Source organism: Mesorhizobium sp. WSM4308, from assembly GCF_002294905.1.
Classification (GTDB): Bacteria; Pseudomonadota; Alphaproteobacteria; order Rhizobiales; family Rhizobiaceae; genus Mesorhizobium.
Map to the genome: position 1 here is coordinate 17,498 of NZ_NSFW01000027.1, position 21,161 is coordinate 38,658.

The 21,161-nt window shown below is 64.7% G+C and carries 17 protein-coding genes; 4 read left to right on the forward strand and 13 right to left on the reverse strand.

Annotation, left to right across the window (positions count from 1 at the left end; all coding sequences use genetic code 11):
* Positions 1-12 precede the first annotated feature (12 nt).
* The 9 genes from lepB to CK227_RS33915 form a co-directional block, all read right to left on the reverse strand.
* The gene (gene lepB / locus CK227_RS33870; protein WP_245318371.1) at positions 13-990 is read right to left on the reverse strand and encodes a signal peptidase I; all 978 of its coding nucleotides are present in this window, start codon (positions 988-990) and stop codon (positions 13-15) included.
* Positions 991-1,078: 88 nt separating this feature from the next.
* Entirely contained in the window at positions 1,079-1,486 is a 408-nt protein-coding gene (locus CK227_RS33875; RefSeq protein WP_095775824.1) for a F0F1 ATP synthase subunit epsilon, read from the reverse strand.
* A 110-nt stretch (positions 1,487-1,596) separates the two neighbouring features.
* On the reverse strand, positions 1,597-3,207 hold the full coding sequence (gene atpD / locus CK227_RS33880; protein WP_179296571.1) for a F0F1 ATP synthase subunit beta: 1,611 nt from the start codon (positions 3,205-3,207) through the stop codon (positions 1,597-1,599).
* Positions 3,208-3,276: 69 nt separating this feature from the next.
* A complete protein-coding gene (locus CK227_RS33890; RefSeq protein ID WP_095775826.1) occupies positions 3,277-4,161 on the reverse strand; it encodes a F0F1 ATP synthase subunit gamma in 885 nt (294 codons plus the stop codon).
* Positions 4,162-4,193: 32 nt separating this feature from the next.
* The gene (gene atpA, locus CK227_RS33895) at positions 4,194-5,723 is read right to left on the reverse strand and encodes a F0F1 ATP synthase subunit alpha (RefSeq protein WP_095775827.1); all 1,530 of its coding nucleotides are present in this window, start codon (positions 5,721-5,723) and stop codon (positions 4,194-4,196) included.
* Positions 5,723-6,283, reverse strand: coding sequence for a F0F1 ATP synthase subunit delta (locus CK227_RS33900; protein ID WP_095775828.1), 561 nt, complete (start codon positions 6,281-6,283; stop codon positions 5,723-5,725). Before CK227_RS33900 ends, atpA begins: the two co-directional genes overlap by 1 nt.
* 246 nt (positions 6,284-6,529) lie before the next feature.
* Positions 6,530-6,925, reverse strand: coding sequence for a DUF4345 family protein (locus tag CK227_RS33905; RefSeq protein ID WP_095775829.1), 396 nt, complete (start codon positions 6,923-6,925; stop codon positions 6,530-6,532).
* A gap of 176 nt (positions 6,926-7,101) precedes the next feature.
* Complete coding sequence (locus CK227_RS33910) at positions 7,102-7,797, reverse strand: aspartate/glutamate racemase family protein (protein ID WP_095775868.1); 696 nt, start codon at positions 7,795-7,797, stop codon at positions 7,102-7,104.
* 38 nt (positions 7,798-7,835) lie between these two features.
* Positions 7,836-10,019 (reverse strand): primosomal protein N', encoded by a 2,184-nt coding sequence (locus CK227_RS33915; RefSeq protein WP_095775830.1) that lies wholly within the window; start codon positions 10,017-10,019, stop codon positions 7,836-7,838.
* 90 nt (positions 10,020-10,109) lie between these two features.
* On the opposite strand from CK227_RS33915, the gene fsa reads away from it, so the two are divergent.
* The gene (gene fsa / locus CK227_RS33920) at positions 10,110-10,766 is read left to right on the forward strand and encodes a fructose-6-phosphate aldolase (RefSeq protein WP_095775831.1); all 657 of its coding nucleotides are present in this window, start codon (positions 10,110-10,112) and stop codon (positions 10,764-10,766) included.
* Between the two features lie 87 nt (positions 10,767-10,853).
* Here fsa and CK227_RS33925 read toward each other — a convergent pair whose 3' ends face one another.
* From CK227_RS33925 to leuS, 3 genes are all read right to left on the reverse strand, one after another.
* A complete protein-coding gene (locus tag CK227_RS33925; RefSeq protein ID WP_095775832.1) occupies positions 10,854-13,436 on the reverse strand; it encodes a DNA translocase FtsK in 2,583 nt (860 codons plus the stop codon).
* Positions 13,437-13,701: 265 nt separating this feature from the next.
* Positions 13,702-14,280 (reverse strand): LPS assembly lipoprotein LptE, encoded by a 579-nt coding sequence (lptE, locus tag CK227_RS33930; protein WP_095775833.1) that lies wholly within the window; start codon positions 14,278-14,280, stop codon positions 13,702-13,704.
* Complete coding sequence (gene leuS / locus CK227_RS33935) at positions 14,267-16,891, reverse strand: leucine--tRNA ligase (RefSeq protein WP_095775834.1); 2,625 nt, start codon at positions 16,889-16,891, stop codon at positions 14,267-14,269. The genes lptE and leuS overlap by 14 nt, the downstream gene beginning before the upstream one ends.
* Positions 16,892-17,047: 156 nt before the next feature.
* Between leuS and CK227_RS33940 the strand changes: the two genes are divergently transcribed.
* Positions 17,048-17,710: a YggS family pyridoxal phosphate-dependent enzyme gene (locus CK227_RS33940; protein ID WP_095775835.1), complete on the forward strand. Its 663-nt coding sequence runs from the start codon at positions 17,048-17,050 to the stop codon at positions 17,708-17,710.
* Positions 17,711-17,819: 109 nt separating this feature from the next.
* Positions 17,820-18,869 (forward strand): aldo/keto reductase, encoded by a 1,050-nt coding sequence (locus CK227_RS33945; protein WP_095775836.1) that lies wholly within the window; start codon positions 17,820-17,822, stop codon positions 18,867-18,869.
* A 50-nt stretch (positions 18,870-18,919) separates the two neighbouring features.
* On the opposite strand, the gene CK227_RS33950 is transcribed toward CK227_RS33945, so the two are convergent.
* Positions 18,920-19,828 carry a LysR substrate-binding domain-containing protein gene (locus CK227_RS33950; protein WP_095775837.1) on the reverse strand — a complete coding sequence of 303 codons (909 nt, stop codon included), beginning with the start codon at positions 19,826-19,828 and terminating at the stop codon, positions 18,920-18,922.
* A 122-nt stretch (positions 19,829-19,950) separates the two neighbouring features.
* Between CK227_RS33950 and CK227_RS33955 the strand changes: the two genes are divergently transcribed.
* Positions 19,951-21,132, forward strand: a complete 1,182-nt coding sequence (locus CK227_RS33955; RefSeq protein WP_095775869.1) for an MFS transporter — start codon at positions 19,951-19,953, stop codon at positions 21,130-21,132.
* The last annotated feature ends 29 nt before the right edge of the window (positions 21,133-21,161 follow it).

Here is a 21,161-nt window from a genome sequence, read left to right on the forward strand (position 1 = left end):
ACCCGATACGGGCTATTTGGCAGCCGAACCGTCCAACGTCTGCCGGGAAGAATATTCCACGCCTCGCGAATTCCAGAACAGGCGCACCGCCTTGCCGACGAGATTTTCGTAGGGAACGAGGCCCATTTGGAAGCGGCTGTCGTTGGAGTTGTCGCGATTGTCGCCCAACGTGAAATACTCTCCCACGGGCACCACAAACTCGCGTGTGTTGTCGCCGACCGAATTGTCGGCCAGGTCGATCACCAGATAGGAAACTCCCTCCGGCAGTATTTCCCGCTGTAGCTTCGCCGATTTTACCTCTTCCGACGAATAATCGCCGACAGCCTCAAGCTTCACCGCCACACCGTTAATGTGGAGCACGCCATCGATCATCTGAATCCTGTCACCGGGCAAACCGATGAGTCTCTTGACGTAGTCTATGTCTGGGTTAGTCGGCACCCTGAAAACCATGATATCGCCTCGCCTTGGCTCGGCGCCGAATATGCGGCCATCGACCGGCAACAGCCCAAAGGGCACACTGTAGCGACCGTAGCCGTAGGCGAATTTGGAGACAAAGAAATAGTCTCCCTCCACCAGCGTCGGCTCCATGCTGCCGGACGGCGTGGAAAACGGCTGGAACAGGAACGCGCGTATTGAAAATGCAAACGGGTAAGTGGTCAAAAAGACAAGCACCAGCACCCAAAGCCCGTGCGCAAACCACTTGTCGGGCTTGAAGCGACGCGTGAAGGGCACAACGAGCCCGACCGACAGGAGCATCAAACCAATACTGGAAAGGTTGGCTACCGGGCCAAGATCGACGCCCGGCAACACCGGAAATCCTGTATAGACACACGCGAAAAAGATGGCGCTGAACACCATCAGGCTGGCGACCGCCAGTCTGCCGCTGCCGATCCAGAGGAACCCACCGAAGGGACCGCCAAACGCCGATACCAGAGCGGTCGACCACCGGGATCGCGAAGCTGGTTCTCGCGCAGCTGTTTCGTTGGTCATCGGCCGTCCCCCTCGCCAAGTCCGACTGTCCAACAAACAAAAAAGCGAGGCAAGGCCCCGCTTTTCAATCAGTCATTGGAAGCAAGTTTCAGGCCGGAAGAATCGCGCCTTCCAGCGTCGTGAGCTGGCTAAGGAACTGTTCCGCCTTGCTGCGCGCCTGGTCGTCCTTGGCGTCGGCGGCATCTTCCTTGGCTTCCTGGATGCGGCGGGCGAGATCGGCGCGGTCGACATCCTTCACGGCCACAGCCGATTCCGCCAGCAGCGTGCAGCCGGCCGGAACGATGTCGGCGAAACCGCCGAACACGACATAGCGTTCTTCGCCGCCCGAAGCGGTCTTCACCGTGACGACACCCGGCTTGATCGTGGTCATGACCGGCGCGTGATGCGCCATCACGGTCATCTCGCCTTCGGCACCCGGAATGACGACGGATTCGACCTCAGCGGAAACCAGCAGGCGCTCCGGCGAGACCAGTTCGAATTTGAAAGCTTCAGCCATGTCAATTTAGTGAGTAGGGAATAGTGAGTAGGAAGTAGGGAGAGAGGGAACCGCCCCGATCACCCAGCTGCTATTCACTACTGACTACTGACTACTCCCTATTCCCTTGATTAAGCCGCTTCAGCCGCCAGGCGCTGTGCCTTCTCGACCGCTTCCTCGATGCCGCCGACCATGTAGAAGGCGGCTTCCGGCAGGTGATCGTAGTCGCCGTTGCAAAGGCCCTTGAAGCCCTTGATGGTGTCGGCGAGGTCGACGAGCTTGCCCGGCGCGCCGGTGAACACTTCGGCGACGAAGAAGGGCTGCGACAGGAAGCGCTCGATCTTGCGGGCGCGGGCCACGGTCTGCTTGTCCTCTTCCGACAGCTCGTCCATGCCCAGGATGGCGATGATGTCCTGCAGCGACTTGTAGCGCTGGAGGATCGACTGCACCTGGCGGGCAACGGCATAGTGCTCTTCGCCGACAACCATCGGGTCGAGCATGCGCGAGGTCGAATCCAGCGGATCGACCGCTGGATAGATGCCCTTTTCGGCGATGGCGCGGTTCAGCGTCGTCGTCGCGTCAAGGTGGGCGAACGAGGTCGCCGGCGCCGGGTCGGTCAAGTCGTCGGCGGGCACGTAGATGGCCTGCACCGAGGTGATCGAGCCCTTGGTGGTGGTGGTGATACGTTCCTGCAGCGCGCCCATGTCGGTGGCGAGCGTCGGCTGATAGCCCACGGCCGACGGGATACGGCCCAGAAGAGCCGACACTTCCGAACCGGCCTGCGTGAAGCGGAAGATGTTGTCGACGAAGAACAGCACGTCCTGTCCCTGGTCGCGGAAATATTCAGCGACCGTCAGGCCGGTCAGGCCGACGCGGGCGCGCGCGCCCGGCGGCTCGTTCATCTGGCCGTACACGAGAGCCGCCTTGGAGCCTTCGCCGCCGCCCTTCTTGTTGACGCCGGATTCGATGAACTCGTGATAGAGATCGTTACCCTCGCGGGTGCGCTCGCCGACGCCGGCGAACACCGAATAGCCGCCATGCGCCTTGGCGATGTTGTTGATCAGTTCCTGGATCAGCACGGTCTTGCCGACGCCGGCGCCGCCGAACAGGCCGATCTTGCCGCCCTTGGCGTAAGGTGCCAGCAGGTCGAGCACCTTGATGCCGGTGATCAGGATCTGCGCTTCCGTCGACTGCTCGACATAGGTCGGAGCCGGCTGGTGGATGGAGCGCATTTCGATCGCGTCGACCGGGCCCTCTTCGTCGACCGGCTCACCGATGACGTTGATGATGCGGCCGAGCATGCCCGGGCCGACCGGCACGGTGATCGGCGCACCGGTGTCGCGCACTTCCTGGCCGCGCACCAGACCTTCGGTGGAGTCCATGGCGATGCAGCGCACGGTGTTTTCACCCAGGTGCTGGGCAACTTCGAGCACTAGGCGATTGCCGACATTGGTCGTCTCGAGCGCGTTCAGGATCGCCGGAAGGTGATCGCCGAATTGCACGTCGACGACGGCGCCGATGACCTGGCGGACCTTGCCGACGACGCCCGTCGCCTTGGCGGCCACTGCGGGAGTCCTGGCCGCCGCGGCCTTGGCCGGCGCCGCGGCCGTCTTTGCCGGAGCTGCCTTCGCGGCGGCTGCCGGAGCCTTGGCCGCCTTTGCGGGGGCTGCGGTCTTCGCTGCTGCCACCTTGGGGGCCGCCGTCTTGGGTGTCGCCGTCTTGGGGGTCGCTGCTTTCGCCATCGTCTTTACCCTTTTCGTCCTTTGTTTCTCACGCGGTCCTGGAGCGGGCCGATGGCCCGCGAACCACGCCTAGAGCGCTTCGGCGCCCGAAATGATTTCGATCAGTTCCTTGGTGATCTGCGCCTGCCGCTGGCGATTGTAGGTGATCGACAGCTTGTTGATCATCTCGCCGGCGTTGCGCGTCGCATTGTCCATGGCGCTCATCTTGGCGCCCATTTCGCCGGCCGCGTTTTCGAGCAGCGCCCGAAAAACCTGCACGGAAATGTTGCGCGGGATGAGGTCGGAGAGGATTTCGCCCGGCTCCGGTTCGTACTCGTAGACGGCATTGCCGCCATCCACCGCCTCGGCGGGAGCCGAAGCGACGCCGGCCGGGATGATCTGCTGCGCGGTCGGGACCTGGCTGATCACCGACTTGAACTGCGAATAGAACAGCGTGCAGATGTCGAAGGCGCCCTCGTTGAAAAGGTGGATGACTTTCTTGGCGATCGCGTCGGCATTGAAGAAGCCGAGCGTCTTGACCTCGCGCAGGTCGACACGATCGAGGATCATCGAGGCATAGTCGCGGCGCAGGATGTCGAAACCCTTCTTGCCGACGCAGATGATCTTGACCTGCTTGCCGTCGGCCAGAAGCCGCCGGATATGATCGCGGGCAAGACGGGCGATCTGCGAATTGAAGCCGCCGCACAGGCCGCGCTCGGCGGTGCAGACGACGAGCAGATGCACGTTGTCCTTGCCGGTGCCGGTCATCAGCGCCGGGGCGTCGCCGCCGCTGCCGATTGCCTGGGTGATGTTGGCCAGCACGGAACCCATGCGCTCCGAATAGGGGCGCGCCGCTTCCGCTGCCTCTTGCGCACGGCGCAGCTTCGCCGCGGCGACCATCTGCATCGCCTTGGTGATCTTCTGCGTCGCCTTGACCGAGGCGATACGGTTACGAAGGTCTTTTAATGAAGGCATGCTTCAAACCTGATCCCGTCTTGTCGCTTTGCTCAGGCGAAGGTCTTGGCGAAAGCGTCGATCTCTGCCTTCAGCTTGGCGCGCAGATCGTCCGACAGCGCCTTTTCCTTGCGGATGGCGTCGAGAACGTCCTTGCCCGCCGCACGCATGTGGCTGAGCAGGCCATGCTCGAACTTGCCGACCTGGTTGACCGGCAGCTTGTCGAGATAGCCGTTGACGCCGGCGAAGATCACCGCGACCTGCTCTTCCGTCTTCAGCGGCGAGAACTGCGGCTGCTTCAGGAGTTCGGTCAGGCGCGATCCGCGGTTGAGCAGGCGCTGCGTGGCGGCGTCGAGATCCGAGCCGAACTGCGCGAAGGCCGCCATTTCGCGGTACTGCGCGAGCTCGCCCTTGATCGAGCCGGCAACCTGCTTCATTGCCTTGATCTGCGCCGAGGAACCGACGCGCGACACCGACAGACCGACGTTGACGGCCGGACGGATGCCCTGGAAGAACAGGTTGGTTTCGAGGAAGATCTGGCCGTCGGTGATCGAGATCACGTTGGTCGGGATGTAGGCCGACACGTCGTTGGCCTGGGTTTCGATGACCGGCAGAGCCGTCAGCGAGCCATTGCCCAGATCGTCATTGAGCTTGGCGGCGCGCTCGAGCAGGCGCGAGTGCAGGTAGAAGACGTCGCCCGGATAGGCTTCGCGGCCCGGCGGGCGGCGCAGGAGCAGCGACATCTGGCGATAGGCGACGGCCTGCTTCGACAGATCGTCGTAGCTGATCAGCGCATGCATGCCGTTGTCCCGGAAATATTCGCCCATGGTGCAGCCGGCGAACGGCGCCAGGAACTGCATCGGCGCCGGATCGGAAGCGGTGGCGGCGACGATGATCGAATATTCGAGCGCGCCGCGCTCTTCCAGCACCTTGACGAACTGCGCGACGGTCGAGCGCTTCTGGCCGACGGCGACGTAGACGCAGTAGAGCTTTTCCTTCTCGGGGCCGTTGTCGTGCACCGACTTCTGGTTGAGCATCGTGTCGAGGATGATGGCGGTCTTGCCGGTCTGACGGTCGCCGATCACCAGCTCGCGCTGGCCGCGGCCGACCGGGATCAGCGCGTCGATGGCCTTGAGGCCGGTCGACATCGGCTCATGCACCGACTTGCGCGGGATGATGCCGGGCGCCTTGACGTCGACGCGCTTGCGTTCGATCGCCTTGATCGGGCCCTTGCCGTCGATCGGGTTGCCGAGCGCGTCGACGACGCGGCCGAGCAGGCCCGGACCGACCGGAACGTCGACGATGGCGCCGGTGCGCTTGACGGTGTCGCCTTCCTTGATGTCACGGTCGGCGCCGAAGATGACGACGCCGACATTGTCGGCTTCGAGGTTGAGCGCCATGCCGCGGATGCCGCCGGGGAATTCGACCATTTCGCCGGCCTGGACATTGTCGAGGCCGTAGACGCGGGCGATACCGTCACCGACGGACAGCACCTGTCCAACTTCGGAGACCTCGGCCTCCTTGCCGAAATTCTTGATCTGGTCTTTCAGAATTGCGGAAATTTCCGCGGCGCGGATGTCCATCAGCCGACCTCTTTCAGTGCAAGCTTGAGCGAATTGAGTTTGGTTTTGAGCGACGTATCGATCTGGCGCGAGCCCATCCTGACCACCAGCCCGCCGAGCAGCGACGGATCGACGGTGACGGAGATGGCCACGTCCTTGCCGGCAACGCTTTTCAGCGCCGCCTTGAGTTCGGTCTGCTGGGCAGCCGTCAGCTCGTGAGCCGACGTCACTTCAGCAGCGGTCTCGCCACGATGCTCGGCGGCGATCTGGCGGAACGCCTTGATCATGCCGGGCACGGCGAACAGCCGGCGATTGCGGGCGACGACGCGCAGGAAATTACCGGTGAGGCCGGTGATCTTGGCCTTGTCGGCGATCGCCGCGATGGCCTTGGCCTGCTCCTCGCTGGAGAATACCGGGCTGTTGATCAGCCGGGTCAGGTCGGAACTGCCCGCGAGCATCGCCTCGAAACTGTTGAGGTCGGACTCGACCTTGGCCACGGAATTTGCCTGCAGGGCGAGTTCGAACAGCGAACCCGCATAGCGTTCTGCGACACCTGAGATTGGCGATGACGATTGAGCCACGGACCGTCTTTTCTCTTGTCTGACAGGCCGCAGATTGTTGGCGCGAGCAAAAACTCTGGCTAAATCTTTGACCTTACTGCATTTTTTCAAGCACGGAGGCGCGGCTTCCGCTATCCCCGGCCGAAAGTCGATTGCCGTCTAGCACAGGCATTTTAAGACCGCAATGCGTCGTTCCGCATGCTTTTCAGGCACTATTGTCGCATCCGGCGAAAGACTCGCGCCCGATGCGCCGGAATAGCCTTGGATTCAGGGCACAAAGCCGAAGGCAAAGGCGAGCGGCAACGCCGCCAGGACCAACTCCACCACAATGGAAACCCAATTGAAAGGTGTGTTGGCGCCATCCGACATCATCGACAGCAGCCGGCCGAAGGCCGTGAACAGCCAGGAGAAGCCGAGCGCCATGTAAACCAATGGCTGCGCCAAGAGAATGCAGCACAGGCCGACGCCGAGATAAAAGCCCGACATCCTGCCACGCCCCTCGGCGATCGCCGCCGCCTTGTCCGGTTTCGCCTGCAGGCGCAGGATGCGGAAGGCCAGCCCAGGCGCCAGGAAAAACAGAAACCCGAGCAGCACGGTGAAGACGGCGCTCGACCAGGCCAGCCATTCGCCCTGGCTCGTCGGCCATGGAAGCGCAAAATCCATGCTGTCCCCTCGAAATGCCTGTTTTGAAATTCCGGGCATTCTAACCGAGGAACAGCGCCGCGCCAGATGGCATCAGGCACTTTCAAAGCCATGGCAGGAAAAGCGTGAAACGTTTTCCTGGGAAAAACGCATAGCGTTTTCCCTAGGCAATTGCGTCAGAATAAAAAGCGGGCGCATCAACCGAGCGCGAATTCCACCGCCGCCTCGGCATGGATGCGTGTCGTGTCGAAAACCGGAATGTCGAAATCATCCTGTCCGATGAGCATGGTGATCTCGGTGCAGCCCATGATGATGCTGTCGGCGGCCTCGTCACGCCGAAGGCGTTCGGCCTCTTCCATGTAGGCCGCCTTCGAAGCTTCGCTGACGATGCCCTGACAGAGCTCGTCATAGATGACGCGATGCACCATGTCGCGCCCGGCCGCATCGGGCACGACAGGCGACAGGCCGTATTTGTCGGCGAGCCGGCCCTTGTAGAAATCCTGCTCCATGGTGAAGCGCGTCGCCAGCAGCGCCGGGCGCTGCATGCCTGTGCGCTTGACCGCGGCCGCAGTGGCGTCGGCGATATGGATCAAGGGGATCGACACCGACGCCTGCACCTGGTCAGCCAGTCTGTGCATGGTGTTGGTGCACAGAACCAGGCCTTCCGCACCGCCCGCCTCCAGCTTGCGCGCGGCATCATTCAGAAGCACGCCGGCGCCGTCCCAATCGCCATGATGCTGCCGCTCGGCGATCGCGGCGAAATCGAACGACCACAAAAGCAGCTTGGCCGAATGCAACCCGCCGAGGCGCTCGCGCACGATCTCGTTGAGCAGGCGATAGTAGATGGCGGTCGATTCCCAGCTCATGCCGCCGAGCAAGCCAAGGGTTTTCATGTGATCTTCCATTTCTCGCTATCGCCGATATGGCGGCCTTATAAAAAGCTCTGCGGATCGATGTCGACCTGCACCCGGACCGAGCCACGCTGCTTCGGCCCGTTGGCCAGCATGGCGCGGATAAAGCCCTGCATGTCGGCGCGCCGTTCGCCCTGGATCAGCAGGCGGAAGCGGTGGCGGCCGCCGAGCAGGGACAGCGGCGCTTCCGCCGGCCCCAGCACGAACAGGTCTGACGCCTCGGGCGCGGCGCGGCGCAGGCCGCGTGCATGCCCTTCCGCTTCCCCCCGCGTCACCGCGCTGACGATGACGCCGGCCAGCCGGCCGAACGGTGGCAGCGCCGCCCGCTCGCGCTCGGCGATCTCGCGTTCGTAAAAAGCCTCGGCATCGCCCGAGACGATCGCCCGCATCACCGGATGGTCGGGCTGGAAAGTCTGCAGCAGGCCGAGGCTCTTCTTGCCGGTGCGGCCGGCGCGGCCGGTCACCTGGCTGAGCAGCTGGAAGGTGCGCTCGGCGGCGCGCGGATCGCCATTGGCAAGGCCAAGATCGGCATCGACGACGCCGACCAGCGTCATGTTGGGAAAATTGTGGCCCTTGGCGACGAGCTGTGTGCCGATGACGATGTCGGCCTCGCCATCGGCGATCGCCTCCAGTTCCAGCCGCAGCCGCCGCACGCCGCCCATCAGGTCGGACGACAAGACAATGGTGCGCGCATCGGGGAAATGCGTGACGACCTCCTCGGCGATGCGCTCGACGCCCGGGCCGCAGGCGACCAGATGATCGAGCGTGCCGCATTCCGGGCAGGCTTCGGGGCGGCGCTCATTGTGCCCGCAATGATGGCAGACCAGCTGGCCGCGAAAGCGATGCTCGACCAGCCAGGCCGAACAGACCGGGCAGCCGAAACGGTGGCCGCAAACGCGGCACAGCGTTAGCGGCGCATAGCCGCGCCGGTTGAGGAACAGCAGCGACTGTTCCTTCTTCTCCAGCGTCTTGCGCATATGGTCGATCAGCACCGGCGACAGGAAGCCGCCACGCGCCGGTGGCGCGCGCCGCATGTCGATCGACTTCAGCTGCGGCAGCGCCGCCTCGGCGAAGCGGGCGGAGAGAATGGCCCTGTTGTACTTGCCCTGGCTCGCATTGACGCGGCTCTCGACCGATGGCGTCGCCGATGCCAGCACCACCGGGAAGCCGCCAATATGGCCGCGCACCACCGCCATGTCGCGCGCATTGTAGAAGACACGGTCCTCCTGCTTGTAGGCAGGGTCGTGCTCCTCGTCGACGACGATCAGGCCGAGCTCCTTGAACGGCAGGAACAGCGCCGAGCGCGCGCCGGCAACGACGCGCACCGTGCCTTCCGCCACCTGCCGCCAGACTTTTTCGCGCATCCTGGGCGGCAGGTCGGAATGCCATTCGCCCGGCTTGGCGCCGAAGCGCTGCTGGAAGCGTTCGAGGAAGGCATGGGTCAGCGCGATTTCCGGCAAAAGGATCAGCACCTGCTTGCCCTGGTCGAGCGCGGCCGCCACCGCCTCGAAATAGACCTCCGTCTTGCCAGACCCGGTGACGCCGTCGAGCAGCGCGACGTTGAAGGCGCCGGCCGCGACATTGGCGCGCAGCATCGATGCGGCGTCGCTCTGGTCTGGCATCAATTCCGGCACGGCATAGCTCGGGTCAGGTGCTGCCACGACCGGGCGCGGCGGGATCATCACCGCCTCGAACACGCCTTGCGCCTTCAGCCCCTCGATCACCGTCGACGACACGCCGGCCGCATGCGCGAGGCCGGATCGTGTCCAGGCCAACCCGCCTTCGGCCGTTTCCAGCACGCGCGCCCGCGCATCCGTCATCCGGTCGGGAACGATAAGGGTGCGCTGCAACCCCTCGATCCAGGGCTCCGGGTCGAAGGCCTCCGGCGCTCTGAGCAGCATCCGCGCCACCATGCCCGGCGCCGACAGCGTGTATTGCGCCACCCAGTCGACGAAACGGCGCATCGAACGGTCGATCGGCGGGCAGTCGAAGACCTGTTCGATCGGGCGCAGTTTTTTCGCGTCGACAGTCTCGACCGCGCCATCCCAGACGATGCCGGCAACCTGGCGCGGCCCGAGCGGCACGCGCACGATCGACCCCGGCACCACGCGCATGCCGGCCGGCACGGCATAGGTGTAGGGGCGTTCGGCAGGCATCGGCACCAGCACCGGCGCGGCTGCGACAAAGGGCGAATCTTCGATCATGAGGCGTGACCTTGCCCCGACTTTGGTCTAGATCAAAGAGCAACGCTGAACGTGCCTTCCCAAGCACGACGAAATCGTCAGGAGACCGCCATGAAATTTTTTGTCGACACCGCCGACATCAAGGAAATCCGTGAGCTGAATGATCTGGGGCTGCTCGACGGCGTCACCACCAATCCGTCGCTGATTCTCAAATCCGGCGGCAAGATCGCCGACGTCACCAAGCAGATCTGCGATATCGTCGCCGGCCCGGTCTCGGCCGAAGTCGTGGCGACCGAATACAAGGACATGATGGCCGAGGCCGAGGTGCTGGCCAAGATCGCGCCAAATGTCTGCATCAAGGTGCCGCTGACGCTGGACGGCCTGAAGGCCTGCAAGACGATCCGCACCCAGATGAACCGCATGGTCAACGTCACGCTGTGCTTCTCGGCCAACCAGGCGCTGCTCGCCGCCAAGGCCGGCGCCTCGTTCATCTCGCCCTTCGTCGGCCGCATCGACGACACCGGCTCGGACGGCATGGAGCTGATCCAGGAGATCCGGCAGATCTACGACAATTACGATTTCCAGACCGAGATCCTGACCGCTTCGGTGCGCACGGTGAACCACGTCAAGCAAGCGGCGCTCATCGGTGCCGACGTCATCACCGCGCCGCCGGCGACGCTGAAGGCGCTGGTCAACCATCCGCTGACCGACAAGGGTCTCGCCGCCTTCCTTGCGGACTGGGCCAAGACCGGCCAGAAGATCGGCTGAGATCGCACTGCTTCAATGAGAAAAGGCCGGGCGACCGGCCTTTTTGTTATGTGTCGGGAGAAGCCCGACCGCCGCAAGGGCCGCCGATCATTCCGTGCCGTCCTCGTCGGGCGCGGCTGCCGGCGGGCGCCGGCCCATGATGATTTCGCGCTTGCCGACATGGTTGGGCGCGCCGACCAGACCTTCCTTCTCCATGCGCTCGACCAGGGATGCGGCCCGGTTGTAGCCTATGCCGAGACGGCGCTGGATGTAGGACGTCGAACACTTCTTGTCGCGCACCACCACCTTGACCGCTTCGTCATAGCTGGAATTGCCGTCCTCGGCGGCGACCGATCCCTTGTCGAAGACCGCGCCCTGATCGTCCTCGACTTCTTCCTCGTCCTCGTCGGCGGTCACGGTCTCCAGATATTCCGGGCGGCCCTGCGCCTTCAGATGCGCCACGACATGTTCGACCTCAGCGTCGGAGACGAAGGGGCCATGCACGCGCGAAATCCGCCCGCCACCCATCATGTGCAGCATGTCGCCCTGGCCGAGCAGCTGTTCGGCCCCCTGCTCGCCCAGGATGGTACGGCTGTCGATCTTGGAGGTGACCTGGAAGGAGATGCGGGTCGGGAAGTTGGCCTTGATCGTGCCGGTGATGACGTCGACCGAGGGGCGTTGCGTTGCCATGATCAGATGGATGCCGGCCGCGCGCGCCATCTGCGCCAGGCGCTGGATGGCGCCTTCGATCTCCTTGCCGGCGACCATCATCAGGTCGGCCATCTCGTCGACGATGACGACGATGTAGGGCATCGGCGCAAGATCGATTTCCTGCTGCTCGAACAGCGGCTCGCCGGTGCCCTTTTCGAAGCCGGTCTGCACGGTCATGACGACCGCCTCGCCCTTGTCGCGGGCCTGGGCGGCGCGCTCATTGTAGCCGTCGATGTTGCGCACGCCGAGCCGCGCCATCTTGCGATAGCGGTCCTCCATCTCGCGCACCGCCCATTTGAGCGCGGTGACGGCCTTCTTGGGATCGGTGACGACGGGCGTCAGAAGATGCGGGATGCCGTCATAGACCGAGAGTTCCAGCATCTTCGGATCGACCATGATCAGCCGGCATTCTTCCGGCTTCAGCCGGTAGAGCAGCGACAGGATCATGGTGTTGATGGCGACCGACTTGCCGGAGCCGGTGGTCCCGGCGACCAGCAGATGCGGCATCTTCGCCAGTTCGGCGATGACGGGCTCGCCGCCGATCGTCTTGCCGAGGCAAAGCGCCAGCTTGCAGCTGGTCTTGCGGAAGCCCTGCGATTCGATCAGTTCGCGGAAATAGACGGTCTCGCGCGTCTCGTTCGGCAGCTCGATGCCGATGACGTTGCGGCCGGGCACGACGGCGACGCGCGCCGAAATCGCCGACATGGAGCGGGCGATATCATCGGCAAGACCGATGACGCGGGACGATTTGACGCCCGGCGCCGGCTCGAACTCATAGAGGGTGACGACCGGACCCGGGCGAACGTGGATGATCTCGCCGCGCACGCCGAAATCCTCGAGCACGCTCTCCAGGAGATCGGCATTCTGCTCGAGCCGCTCCTGCGACATATAGAAGCCCTGCCCTTCCGGCGGCCGCTGCAGCAGCTCTTCCGAGGGAAGTTCGTACGCCTCGCCCGTCGTGGCTGGCACGATCTTGCCGGCCAGAGGCAGCGGCGAAGAGGCGCGCCCGGCCGGAACCTGCACGGTGTCCTCGGCGCCTTGCGCCGGAGCGGCATTGCCCGCGACGGCGGGCACTGCGACCCGCGCCTGGGTTCGCTTCGGCACACCACCCGCCGCCGGCTGAACCACCGCTTCGTTGGAGTTGGCCGGACGGACATCCGACGAGGCGGACGAGGCCTGCTGGCCTGGAAGGCAGTCGATGACACGGAACAACGCGGTCGGGTCGGCCGTCGGCGCGGCGCGAACGTCGACCCGCCCGGCGGCGACCGGCGCGGCGGCGCGCTGAACCGGGACGGCTCGCGACGCGGGCGACGAACCTTCGATCATGTAGGGCGCCATGAGCTCGAAGAAGACGTGATCCGACAGATAGGGCCAGCGGACAGTTTCGCGGTCGGTTGTCTTGACCGGCGCCGCCATTCCCTGGGCAGACGCGGCCGGCGCCGATGCACCTGCTGTTGCGGCGGTCCTCGGACCGGCCGTCACGACGGTCCGCGCCTTTTCGCTGGCATGCCTTGGCGGAACGGATGCCGAGGCCGGTGATCTTTCATGCATCACGGCTTTGTTGCCGGCGGGCGGCCGGGCGGTTTCCAAAGCGGCGTTCCGGCTTTTCATCGCCGCCGACAATGACGGGGACGGGACCACGGACGACGGCGCAGCCGCGGCAGGCTGTGCGACGGCTTGCCGCGCCGGCGGCGCCGGCGATTCACCTTGCTCGGAGGTGATCTGGCGCGGATGGCGTGCGCTGGCTTCGTAGTCCGGCGTGCGGGTAAACCGCACATTGGGCGCCAGGAAGAAATACTCCTGCCAGGCGGGACTTTCATTGCCGCCGAGATCGACAGGTGGCGGGAAATTGCCGCCCGCGGTCGCGCCGGGCGGCTGGCCGTCCACCTTGCCGCTCACGCCGTTGAAACGCTTTCCCTCGGGGTCATCGGGCGAAGCTGGCTTCAATGAATTGACCCGAGGAAAACGCTTGGATTCCATTCTCAAGACTCACTCTGAAATGTCTGCTGAGCAATAGGGAGCGAGTGGTTAACAGTTGCTTCCCGCCAGCGCTTTTGGAGCGGTCGAAACGTATCTTTCGCGGCGATGTGAGGTGATCGGAATTCGGGCGGCTGATCCTCGTTCAACGGTCGCCCGCGCATCCCAATGCATCGGGCCAAGGGCGAGTTGAAAATATGCCGCCCGGCCGCTGCGAGGCGACCGGACACCAGGATCGAGATGGCGTTTCCGTGAAAAGAAGCTGGCGCTAGCTGGCCGCCTTGCCGTGCCTGACCAGATCCTGGGCGATGGACAGCTGCAGCGCCTCGGCCAGTTCGCGCGCGGCGCGGTTCTCGGCGTCGATCTGCGCCCTGTACGAGGCAAATTCCTGGCGCGGCCTGTCGAAGGACGAGGTAATCGAGCGCTTGCCGACGGTGATGACGGCGCCGGTTTTCGCATCGGTCAGCGTATAGTTGGCGGTCAGCGTCACCGAGCCGGCGGTCGGCTCGTCCTCATCGGTGCCGACCTGCACGAGGGCCGAGGATTCAACAGCTTCGGCCACGCTGAGATTAAGCGAATAAAGCGGCGACGCCGGTTCGCCGGCGCCCCGCCCGAAGCCGAAGATCAGATTGTTACGCACCTGCTGGGCATAACGCGTCCTGACCGGCTTGATGGCGATCGACGCCAGCTCGGCATTGGTGGTCGAGCCCGTCGACAATGGCGCGTTGGAATAGAGCGGCCGTACCGTGCAGGCCGAAACCAGAGCCAGCGAGCCGACAAGGCCGGCGAGCGCGACGCGGCGCAGCAGACGGCTCAGCTCTGTCTTTTCCCGATCAGGCAACGACATTGACGATCCTCTGCGGTACGATGATCACCTTGCGCGGAGCCTTACCTTCGAGTGCTTTCTGCACGAAGTCGAGAGCCAATACCGCTTTTTCGACCGCACCTTGGTCCGCGTCGCGGGCAATTGTCAAATCCCCCCGCTTCTTGCCGTTGACCTGCACCGGATAGGTCACTTCGTTGTCGACGACCAGCGCCGGATCGAAGACCGGCCATGGCCGTTCGGCGACCAGATCGGTGCCGCCGAGCGTCTCCCAGCACTCTTCTGCCAGATGCGGCATCACTGGCGCGATCAGATGCACCAGGATCTCAACCGCCTGGCGGGAGGCGCTCTGCAGTGCCGGATCGGCCTTGCCTTCCGCCACCTGGTTGAGCGGCGTGGTCAGCACATTGGCCAGTTCATAGATGCGGGCGATGGCGCGGTTGAAGCCGAGCTTCTCGATGTCCTCGCCGACCGCCTTCAGGATCTTGTGCGTGGCCTTCGACACCGCTCCCGCCTCGCCTGCGTCGGCCGCCGCGGGCTTGACGCCCGCCAGCGTCTCGGCCGCCGTCGACACCAGCCGCCAGATGCGCTGCATGAAGCGGTGCGCGCCGGCGGCGCCATCGTCGGTCCACTCGACATCGCGCTCGGGCGGCGAATCCGACAGCATGAACCAGCGCGCCGTGTCGGCGCCGTAGCCGTCGGTAATGTCTTCCGGGCTCACCGTGTTCTTCTTCGACTTCGACATCTTCTCCAGCGGGCCGATGGTGACAGCCTCGCCGGTGGCGATGTCGAAGGCGCGGCGTTCGCCGTCGACGCCCTCCAGCCGCACTTCGGTCGGCGCCAGCCAGCGGCCGTTCGAAGCCGATCCGACGCGGTAGGTCTCGTGCACCACCATGCCTTGCGTGAACAGGCCCTTGAACGGCTCCGCCAGATCGACATGGCCGGTCTCGCGCATGGCGCGGGTGAAGAAGCGCGAATAGAGCAGATGCAGGATCGCATGCTCGATGCCGCCGATATACTGGTCCACCGGCAGCCATTCGTTCGCCGCCCTGGGATCGGTCGGCTCATGCGCCCAGGGCGCGGTGAAGCGGGCGAAATACCAGGACGAATCGACGAACGTGTCCATCGTATCGGTCTCGCGCCGCGCGTCCTTGCCGCATTGCGGGCACTTCACATGCCGCCAGGTCGGATGCCGGTCGAGCGGGTTGCCCGGCCGGTCGAAATCGACATCGTCGGGCAGCTTGACCGGCAGGTCGGCCTTCGGCACGGGCACCACGCCGCAATCCTCGCAATGGATCATCGGGATCGGGCAGCCCCAGTAGCGCTGGCGCGAAATGCCCCAGTCGCGCAGGCGGAAATTCACCTTGCGCTCGGCCATCGGCCTGTTGCCGATCGTCTTCTGCTCCAGCAGCTTCGCCACCTCGTCGAAGGCGCGGTCCGGCTTCATGCCGTCGAGGAAGCGTGAATTGATCATCACCCCGTCGTCGACATACGCTTCTTCCGTGATCTGGAACGACTTCGCATCGCCGCCTTCCGGCATCACCACCGGGATCACCGGCAGGCCGTATTTGTTGGCGAAGTCGAGGTCGCGCTGGTCGCCGGACGGACAGCCGAATATGGCGCCGGTGCCGTATTCCATCAGCACGAAATTGGCGACGTAGACGGGCAGCGTCCAGCTGTCGTCGAAGGGATGGACGACGCGGATGCCGGTGTCGAAACCCTTCTTCTCGGCCGTCTCCAGTGCGGCCACCGACGTGCCCATATGGCGGACCTCGTCGATGAACTTCGCCAGCGCCGGATTGGTCTCGGCGGCCTTTTTGGCCAGCGGGTGATCGGCGGCGACGGCCATGAAGGAGGCACCGAAGATGGTGTCGGGCCGCGTCGTGTAGACTTCCAGCTCATGCTCGCCGGCAACGTCAGAGGCCAAAGGCCAGCGGATCAGCAGGCCTTCCGAACGGCCGATCCAGTTCTGCTGCATCAGCTTCACTTTTTCCGGCCATTCGTCGAGGCCGTCGAGCGAATCCAGCAGGTCCTGCGCAAAGTCGGTGATCTTGAAGAACCACTGCGTCAGTTCGCGCTGTTCGACCAGCGCGCCGGAGCGCCAGCCGCGCCCGTCAATGACCTGCTCGTTGGCGAGCACCGTCATATCCTCCGGGTCCCAGTTGACCTTGGAGGATTTGCGCGTCACCAGCCCCTTCTCGACGAAATCGAGGAACAGCATCTGCTGGCGGTGGTAGTAGTCGACGTCGCAGGTCGCGAATTCGCGCGCCCAGTCCAGCGACAGGCCCATGACCTTGAGCTGCTCGCGCATGGTGGCGATGTTCTGGTAGGTCCATTCCTTGGGGTGGACCTTGTTCTGCATCGCTGCGTTTTCGGCCGGCATGCCGAAGGCGTCCCAGCCCATCGGATGCAGCACGTTGAACCCCTTGGCCCGCTTGTAGCGCGCCACCACGTCGCCCATCGTGTAATTGCGGGTGTGACCGATATGGATGCGCCCCGACGGATAGGGGAACATCTCCAGCACATAGTATTTCGGCTTCGGGTCGTCATTGCGCGCTTCGAACAGCTTCTTTTCGGCCCAGGCCTTCTGCCATTTGGGTTCTGACGCGCGCGGATTGTATCGTTCGGTTGCCATGGGACGTTTTTCACTTAAAAGCAGGCGCGAACCGCGGGCGACTGGCTCCGCGGTTCAGGGAATGTGGTCCGGGTGTTCACCATGGTTTGGCAAACCCGTCAACCATATGGGCATCGCGGCGGCTAAAAACGCGGGTCAAAACAGCGGGATTTGCATATGGGTGACACCGTTCAGCAGTTTTTCGCGGTCAAGGCGAAGATCGCCGCCGCCGAGCAGGAGGCCCGCCGCGAGGCCGGCGCGGTGACGCTGGTGGCCGTCTCCAAGACCTTTGACGCCGCCGACATCCGGCCGGTGATCGAGGCCGGCCAACGGGTCTTCGGCGAGAACCGCGTGCAGGAAGCGCAAGCCAAATGGCCCGATCAGAAGCAGGCTTTTCCTGACATCGAGTTGCATCTCATCGGTCCGCTGCAATCGAACAAGGCCAAGGAAGCGGTGGCGCTGTTCGACGTCATCGAAACGATCGACCGCGAGAAAATCGCCGCCGAACTCGCCAAGGAAATCGCCAGGCAAGGCCGCGCACCGAAGCTCTATGTCCAGGTCAACACCGGCTCCGAGCCGCAGAAGGCCGGCATCGAGCCGCGCGCGGCGATCGCCTTCGTCGCCCGCTGCCGCGATGTCCACGGCCTCGCCATAGAAGGGCTTATGTGCATCCCCCCGGCCGACGAAAATCCCGGTCCGCATTTCGCCCTGCTGGAAAAGCTTGCCCGCGAGGCCGGCGTCGCCAAACTGTCGATGGGCATGTCCGGCGACTACGAGACGGCCATCGCCTTCGGCGCCACCAGCGTCAGGGTCGGCTCGGCGATCTTCGGCAGCCGCTGATACGCACGCCTTTGGGCCAGTTCGGCAAGCCGGCTGCGCCACGACTTGAAACGAAACGTACCGTTCCTATTTGGTTTGTGTCATCACACATTTCTCCTGGAGCTTCGCCATGCGTTACAACCAGCTTGGAAATACGGGGATGTTCGTCTCCGAACTGTGCCTCGGCACCATGACCTTCGGCGCCGCCGGGCAGAATGCCCAATGGGGGCTGATCGCCAGCCTCGACCAGAAGGGCGTCAACGAGATCGTCGGCCGCTCGATCGCCGCCGGCGTCAATTTCTTCGACACGGCCGACGTCTACTCCTTCGGCGAGTCCGAGCGCCTGCTCGGCCAGTCGCTCAGGGATCTCGGCGTCAAACGGTCGGACGTCGTCATCGCCACCAAGGTGCATGGGGCCATGGGCCAGGGTCCGAACGAGCGCGGTTCCTCGCGCGGCCACATCATGGATTCGGTCGATGCCAGCCTCGAACGGCTGCAGCTCGACCATATCGATCTCTATCAGCTGCACGGCACCGACGCGGTGACGCCGATCGACGAGACGCTACGGGCGCTGGACGACCTCGTTGCCAGCGGCAAGGTCCGCTATGTCGGCGTTTCCAACTGGGCGGCATGGCGCATCGCCAAGGCGCTCGGCATCGCCGACCGCAAGGAATTCGCCCGCTTCGAGACCATCCAGTCCTACTATTCGATCGCCGGCCGCGACCTTGAGCGCGAGATCGTGCCGCTCATCAGCGAAGAAAAACTCGGCCTGATGGTGTGGTCGCCGATGGCGGGCGGCCTGCTTTCCGGCAAGTACGGTCCTGGCGCGCCCGGCAATGGCGAGGGCCGCCGTGCGTCCTTCAACTTCCCGCCGGTCAACGAGGACCGCGCCTGGGCGGCCGTCGCCGTCATGCGCGAGATCGCCAAGAAGCATGACGTCAGCGTTGCCACGGTGGCGCTCGGCTATGTCCTGGCCAAGCCCTTCGTGATGAGCGTCATCATCGGCGCCAGCCGCATGGACCAGCTCGAACAGAACCTCGCCGCGGCTGAAGTGAAGCTCGACGCGGACGATCTCGCCAGGCTCGACGAGGTCAGCGCGCTGCCATCCGAATATCCCGGCTGGATGCTGGAGCGCCAGGCGGCTGGCCGTCGCCCGGCGCCGTTCGTGCCGAAAGCATAGTAGCTGCCAGCGCAGTTATCTCGGGAGCCCGGCGGCTCCCGAGTGTCCTGTCAGGCCAGCCGCACACTCTCTCCCAGAAAATCGAGAAAGGCCCGCACCCGCGCCGGCAGATGCCGGCCCTGGCCGACATAGACGGCGTGGGTCGCCTCCTCGTCGCCCGGATTGAAATCCTCCAGCAGCGCCACTAGCCGCCCGGCAGCGATATCGGCCGCGACATGCCAGCGCGCCAGCCGGGAGATGCCCGCTCCGGCCAGCGTCATCAGCCGCATCGCCTCGCCGTCGCTGACCAGCGTGTTGCCGGTGATCGGGACCATGACCGCGTTGCCGGCAGCGTCGACAAACGGCCAGCCATCAATGTGCCTGACGAAGCCGAAGCCCATGCGATTATGCCCATCGAGATCGGCCGGCGTCAGCGGCTTGCCATGCGCTTCGAGATAGGACGGGGCCGCTACCACCACCACCGGGCTTTGCCCGAGCTTGCGCGCCACCAGCCGCGATTCGCCGAGCGGCCCGGCGCGGATGGCGACATCGGCGCGTTCGGCCATCAGGTCGATGACGCTGTCGGTCAGCACCAGATCGACCGAAATTTCGGGATAGCGTTCGAGGAAGCGCGGCAACAGCGGGATCAGCCGGTGCACGCCGAAGGGCACGTAGGTGTTGACGCGCAGCCGCCCGCGCGGTGCGGCACCCGCCGCCGCCTCGCGCTCGGCCGCGGCCATGTCGGCCAGGATACGCAATCCGCTGTCGTAGAACGCCGTTCCCTCCGGCGTCAGCTGCAGCTTGCGTGTCGAGCGGCTGACCAGCCGCGCGCCGAGCCGGGCTTCCAGACGCGCGATCAGCTTGCTGACGGCTGATGGCGTCATGCGCAACATGCGCGCAGCCGCCGAGAAGCTACCCGCCTCGACCACGCGCACAAACACTTCGATCTCGCCGGAGCGGTTGATGTCGGGTCTGGCCATTTGTGAATCTATTTCACAGAAAATGTGCCCAATGCAAGTCTGGTTCACAGTGCATGGCGACACGATCTTTTGGCTCGGAGCGCGGTTTGGACAAGGCGCTCGTCGCCAAAGTGGGAACTGCCATGCCTCTTGCTCTCTACGCCCTCGCCGCCGGTGCCTTTGGCATTGGCGTCACCGAATTCGTCATCATGGGTCTGCTCATCGACGTCAGCAAGGACCTCGGCGTCTCGATCTCGGCCGCCGGCCAGCTCATTTCGGGCTATGCGCTGGGTGTCGTCATCGGCGCGCCGCTGCTCACCATCGCCACCAGCAACTGGCCGCGCAAGACCGTGCTGCTGGCGCTGATGGCGATCTTCACGCTGGGCAATCTCGCCTGTGCGCTGGCGCCCGATTATTGGACCCTGATGGGCGCGCGGATCATCACCGCCTTTGCCCATGGCACGTTCTTCGGCGTCGGTTCTGTCGTCGCCACCGGCCTGGTCGCGCCCAACAAGAAGGCGTCGGCGATCGCGCTGATGTTCACCGGGCTCACCGGCGCCAACATCCTCGGCGTGCCCTTCGGCACCTGGCTCGGCCAGGCCTTCGGCTGGCGCGCGACCTTCTGGGCGGTGGCCTTGGTCGGCCTGGCGGCCTTCGCCGTCATCCTGGCCCTGGTGCCACGCAGCGAGGTCGCGCCCGAAAAGAGCGACCTGCGCGCCGACCTTGCCGTGCTGCGCCGCACGCCGGTCCTGCTCGGCCTCGCCACCACCGTGCTCGGCTATGCCGGCGTCTTTGCCGTCTTCACCTACATAGCTCCGCTGTTGACCGAGATCAGCGGCTTCAAGGAAGCCGCCGTGTCGCCGATCCTGCTCGTCTTCGGCGGCGGCCTCATCGCCGGCAACCTCGCCGGCGGCAAGGTCGCCGACCGCTGGCTGGTGCCGGCGGTGCTGGGCAGCCTCGTGGTGCTCGCCGTGGTGCTGGCGACCATGAGCTTCGCCATCCACAGCCAGGTCATGGCCGTCATCTATGCCGGCCTGCTCGGCGCCGCCGCCTTCGGCACCGTGGCGCCGCTGCAGATGTGGGTGCTGGACAAGGCGCAAGGCGCCGGCCAGAGCCTTGCCTCCTCCTTCAACATCGCCGCCTTCAATCTCGGCAATGCCGCTGGCGCCTGGCTCGGCGGAGCGGTCATCGCCGATGGCCTTGGGCTGGGTTCGCTCACCTGGGTGGCCGCCTTGCTGCCGGTCGCGGCACTCGGCGTGGCCGGGCTGGCCCTGCGCCTTGATCGCGCCAACGCGCTCGGCGCGCCCGTCTCCGTCCGACCCTGACGCACGTCGGCGGACCGGTTTTTTCGACA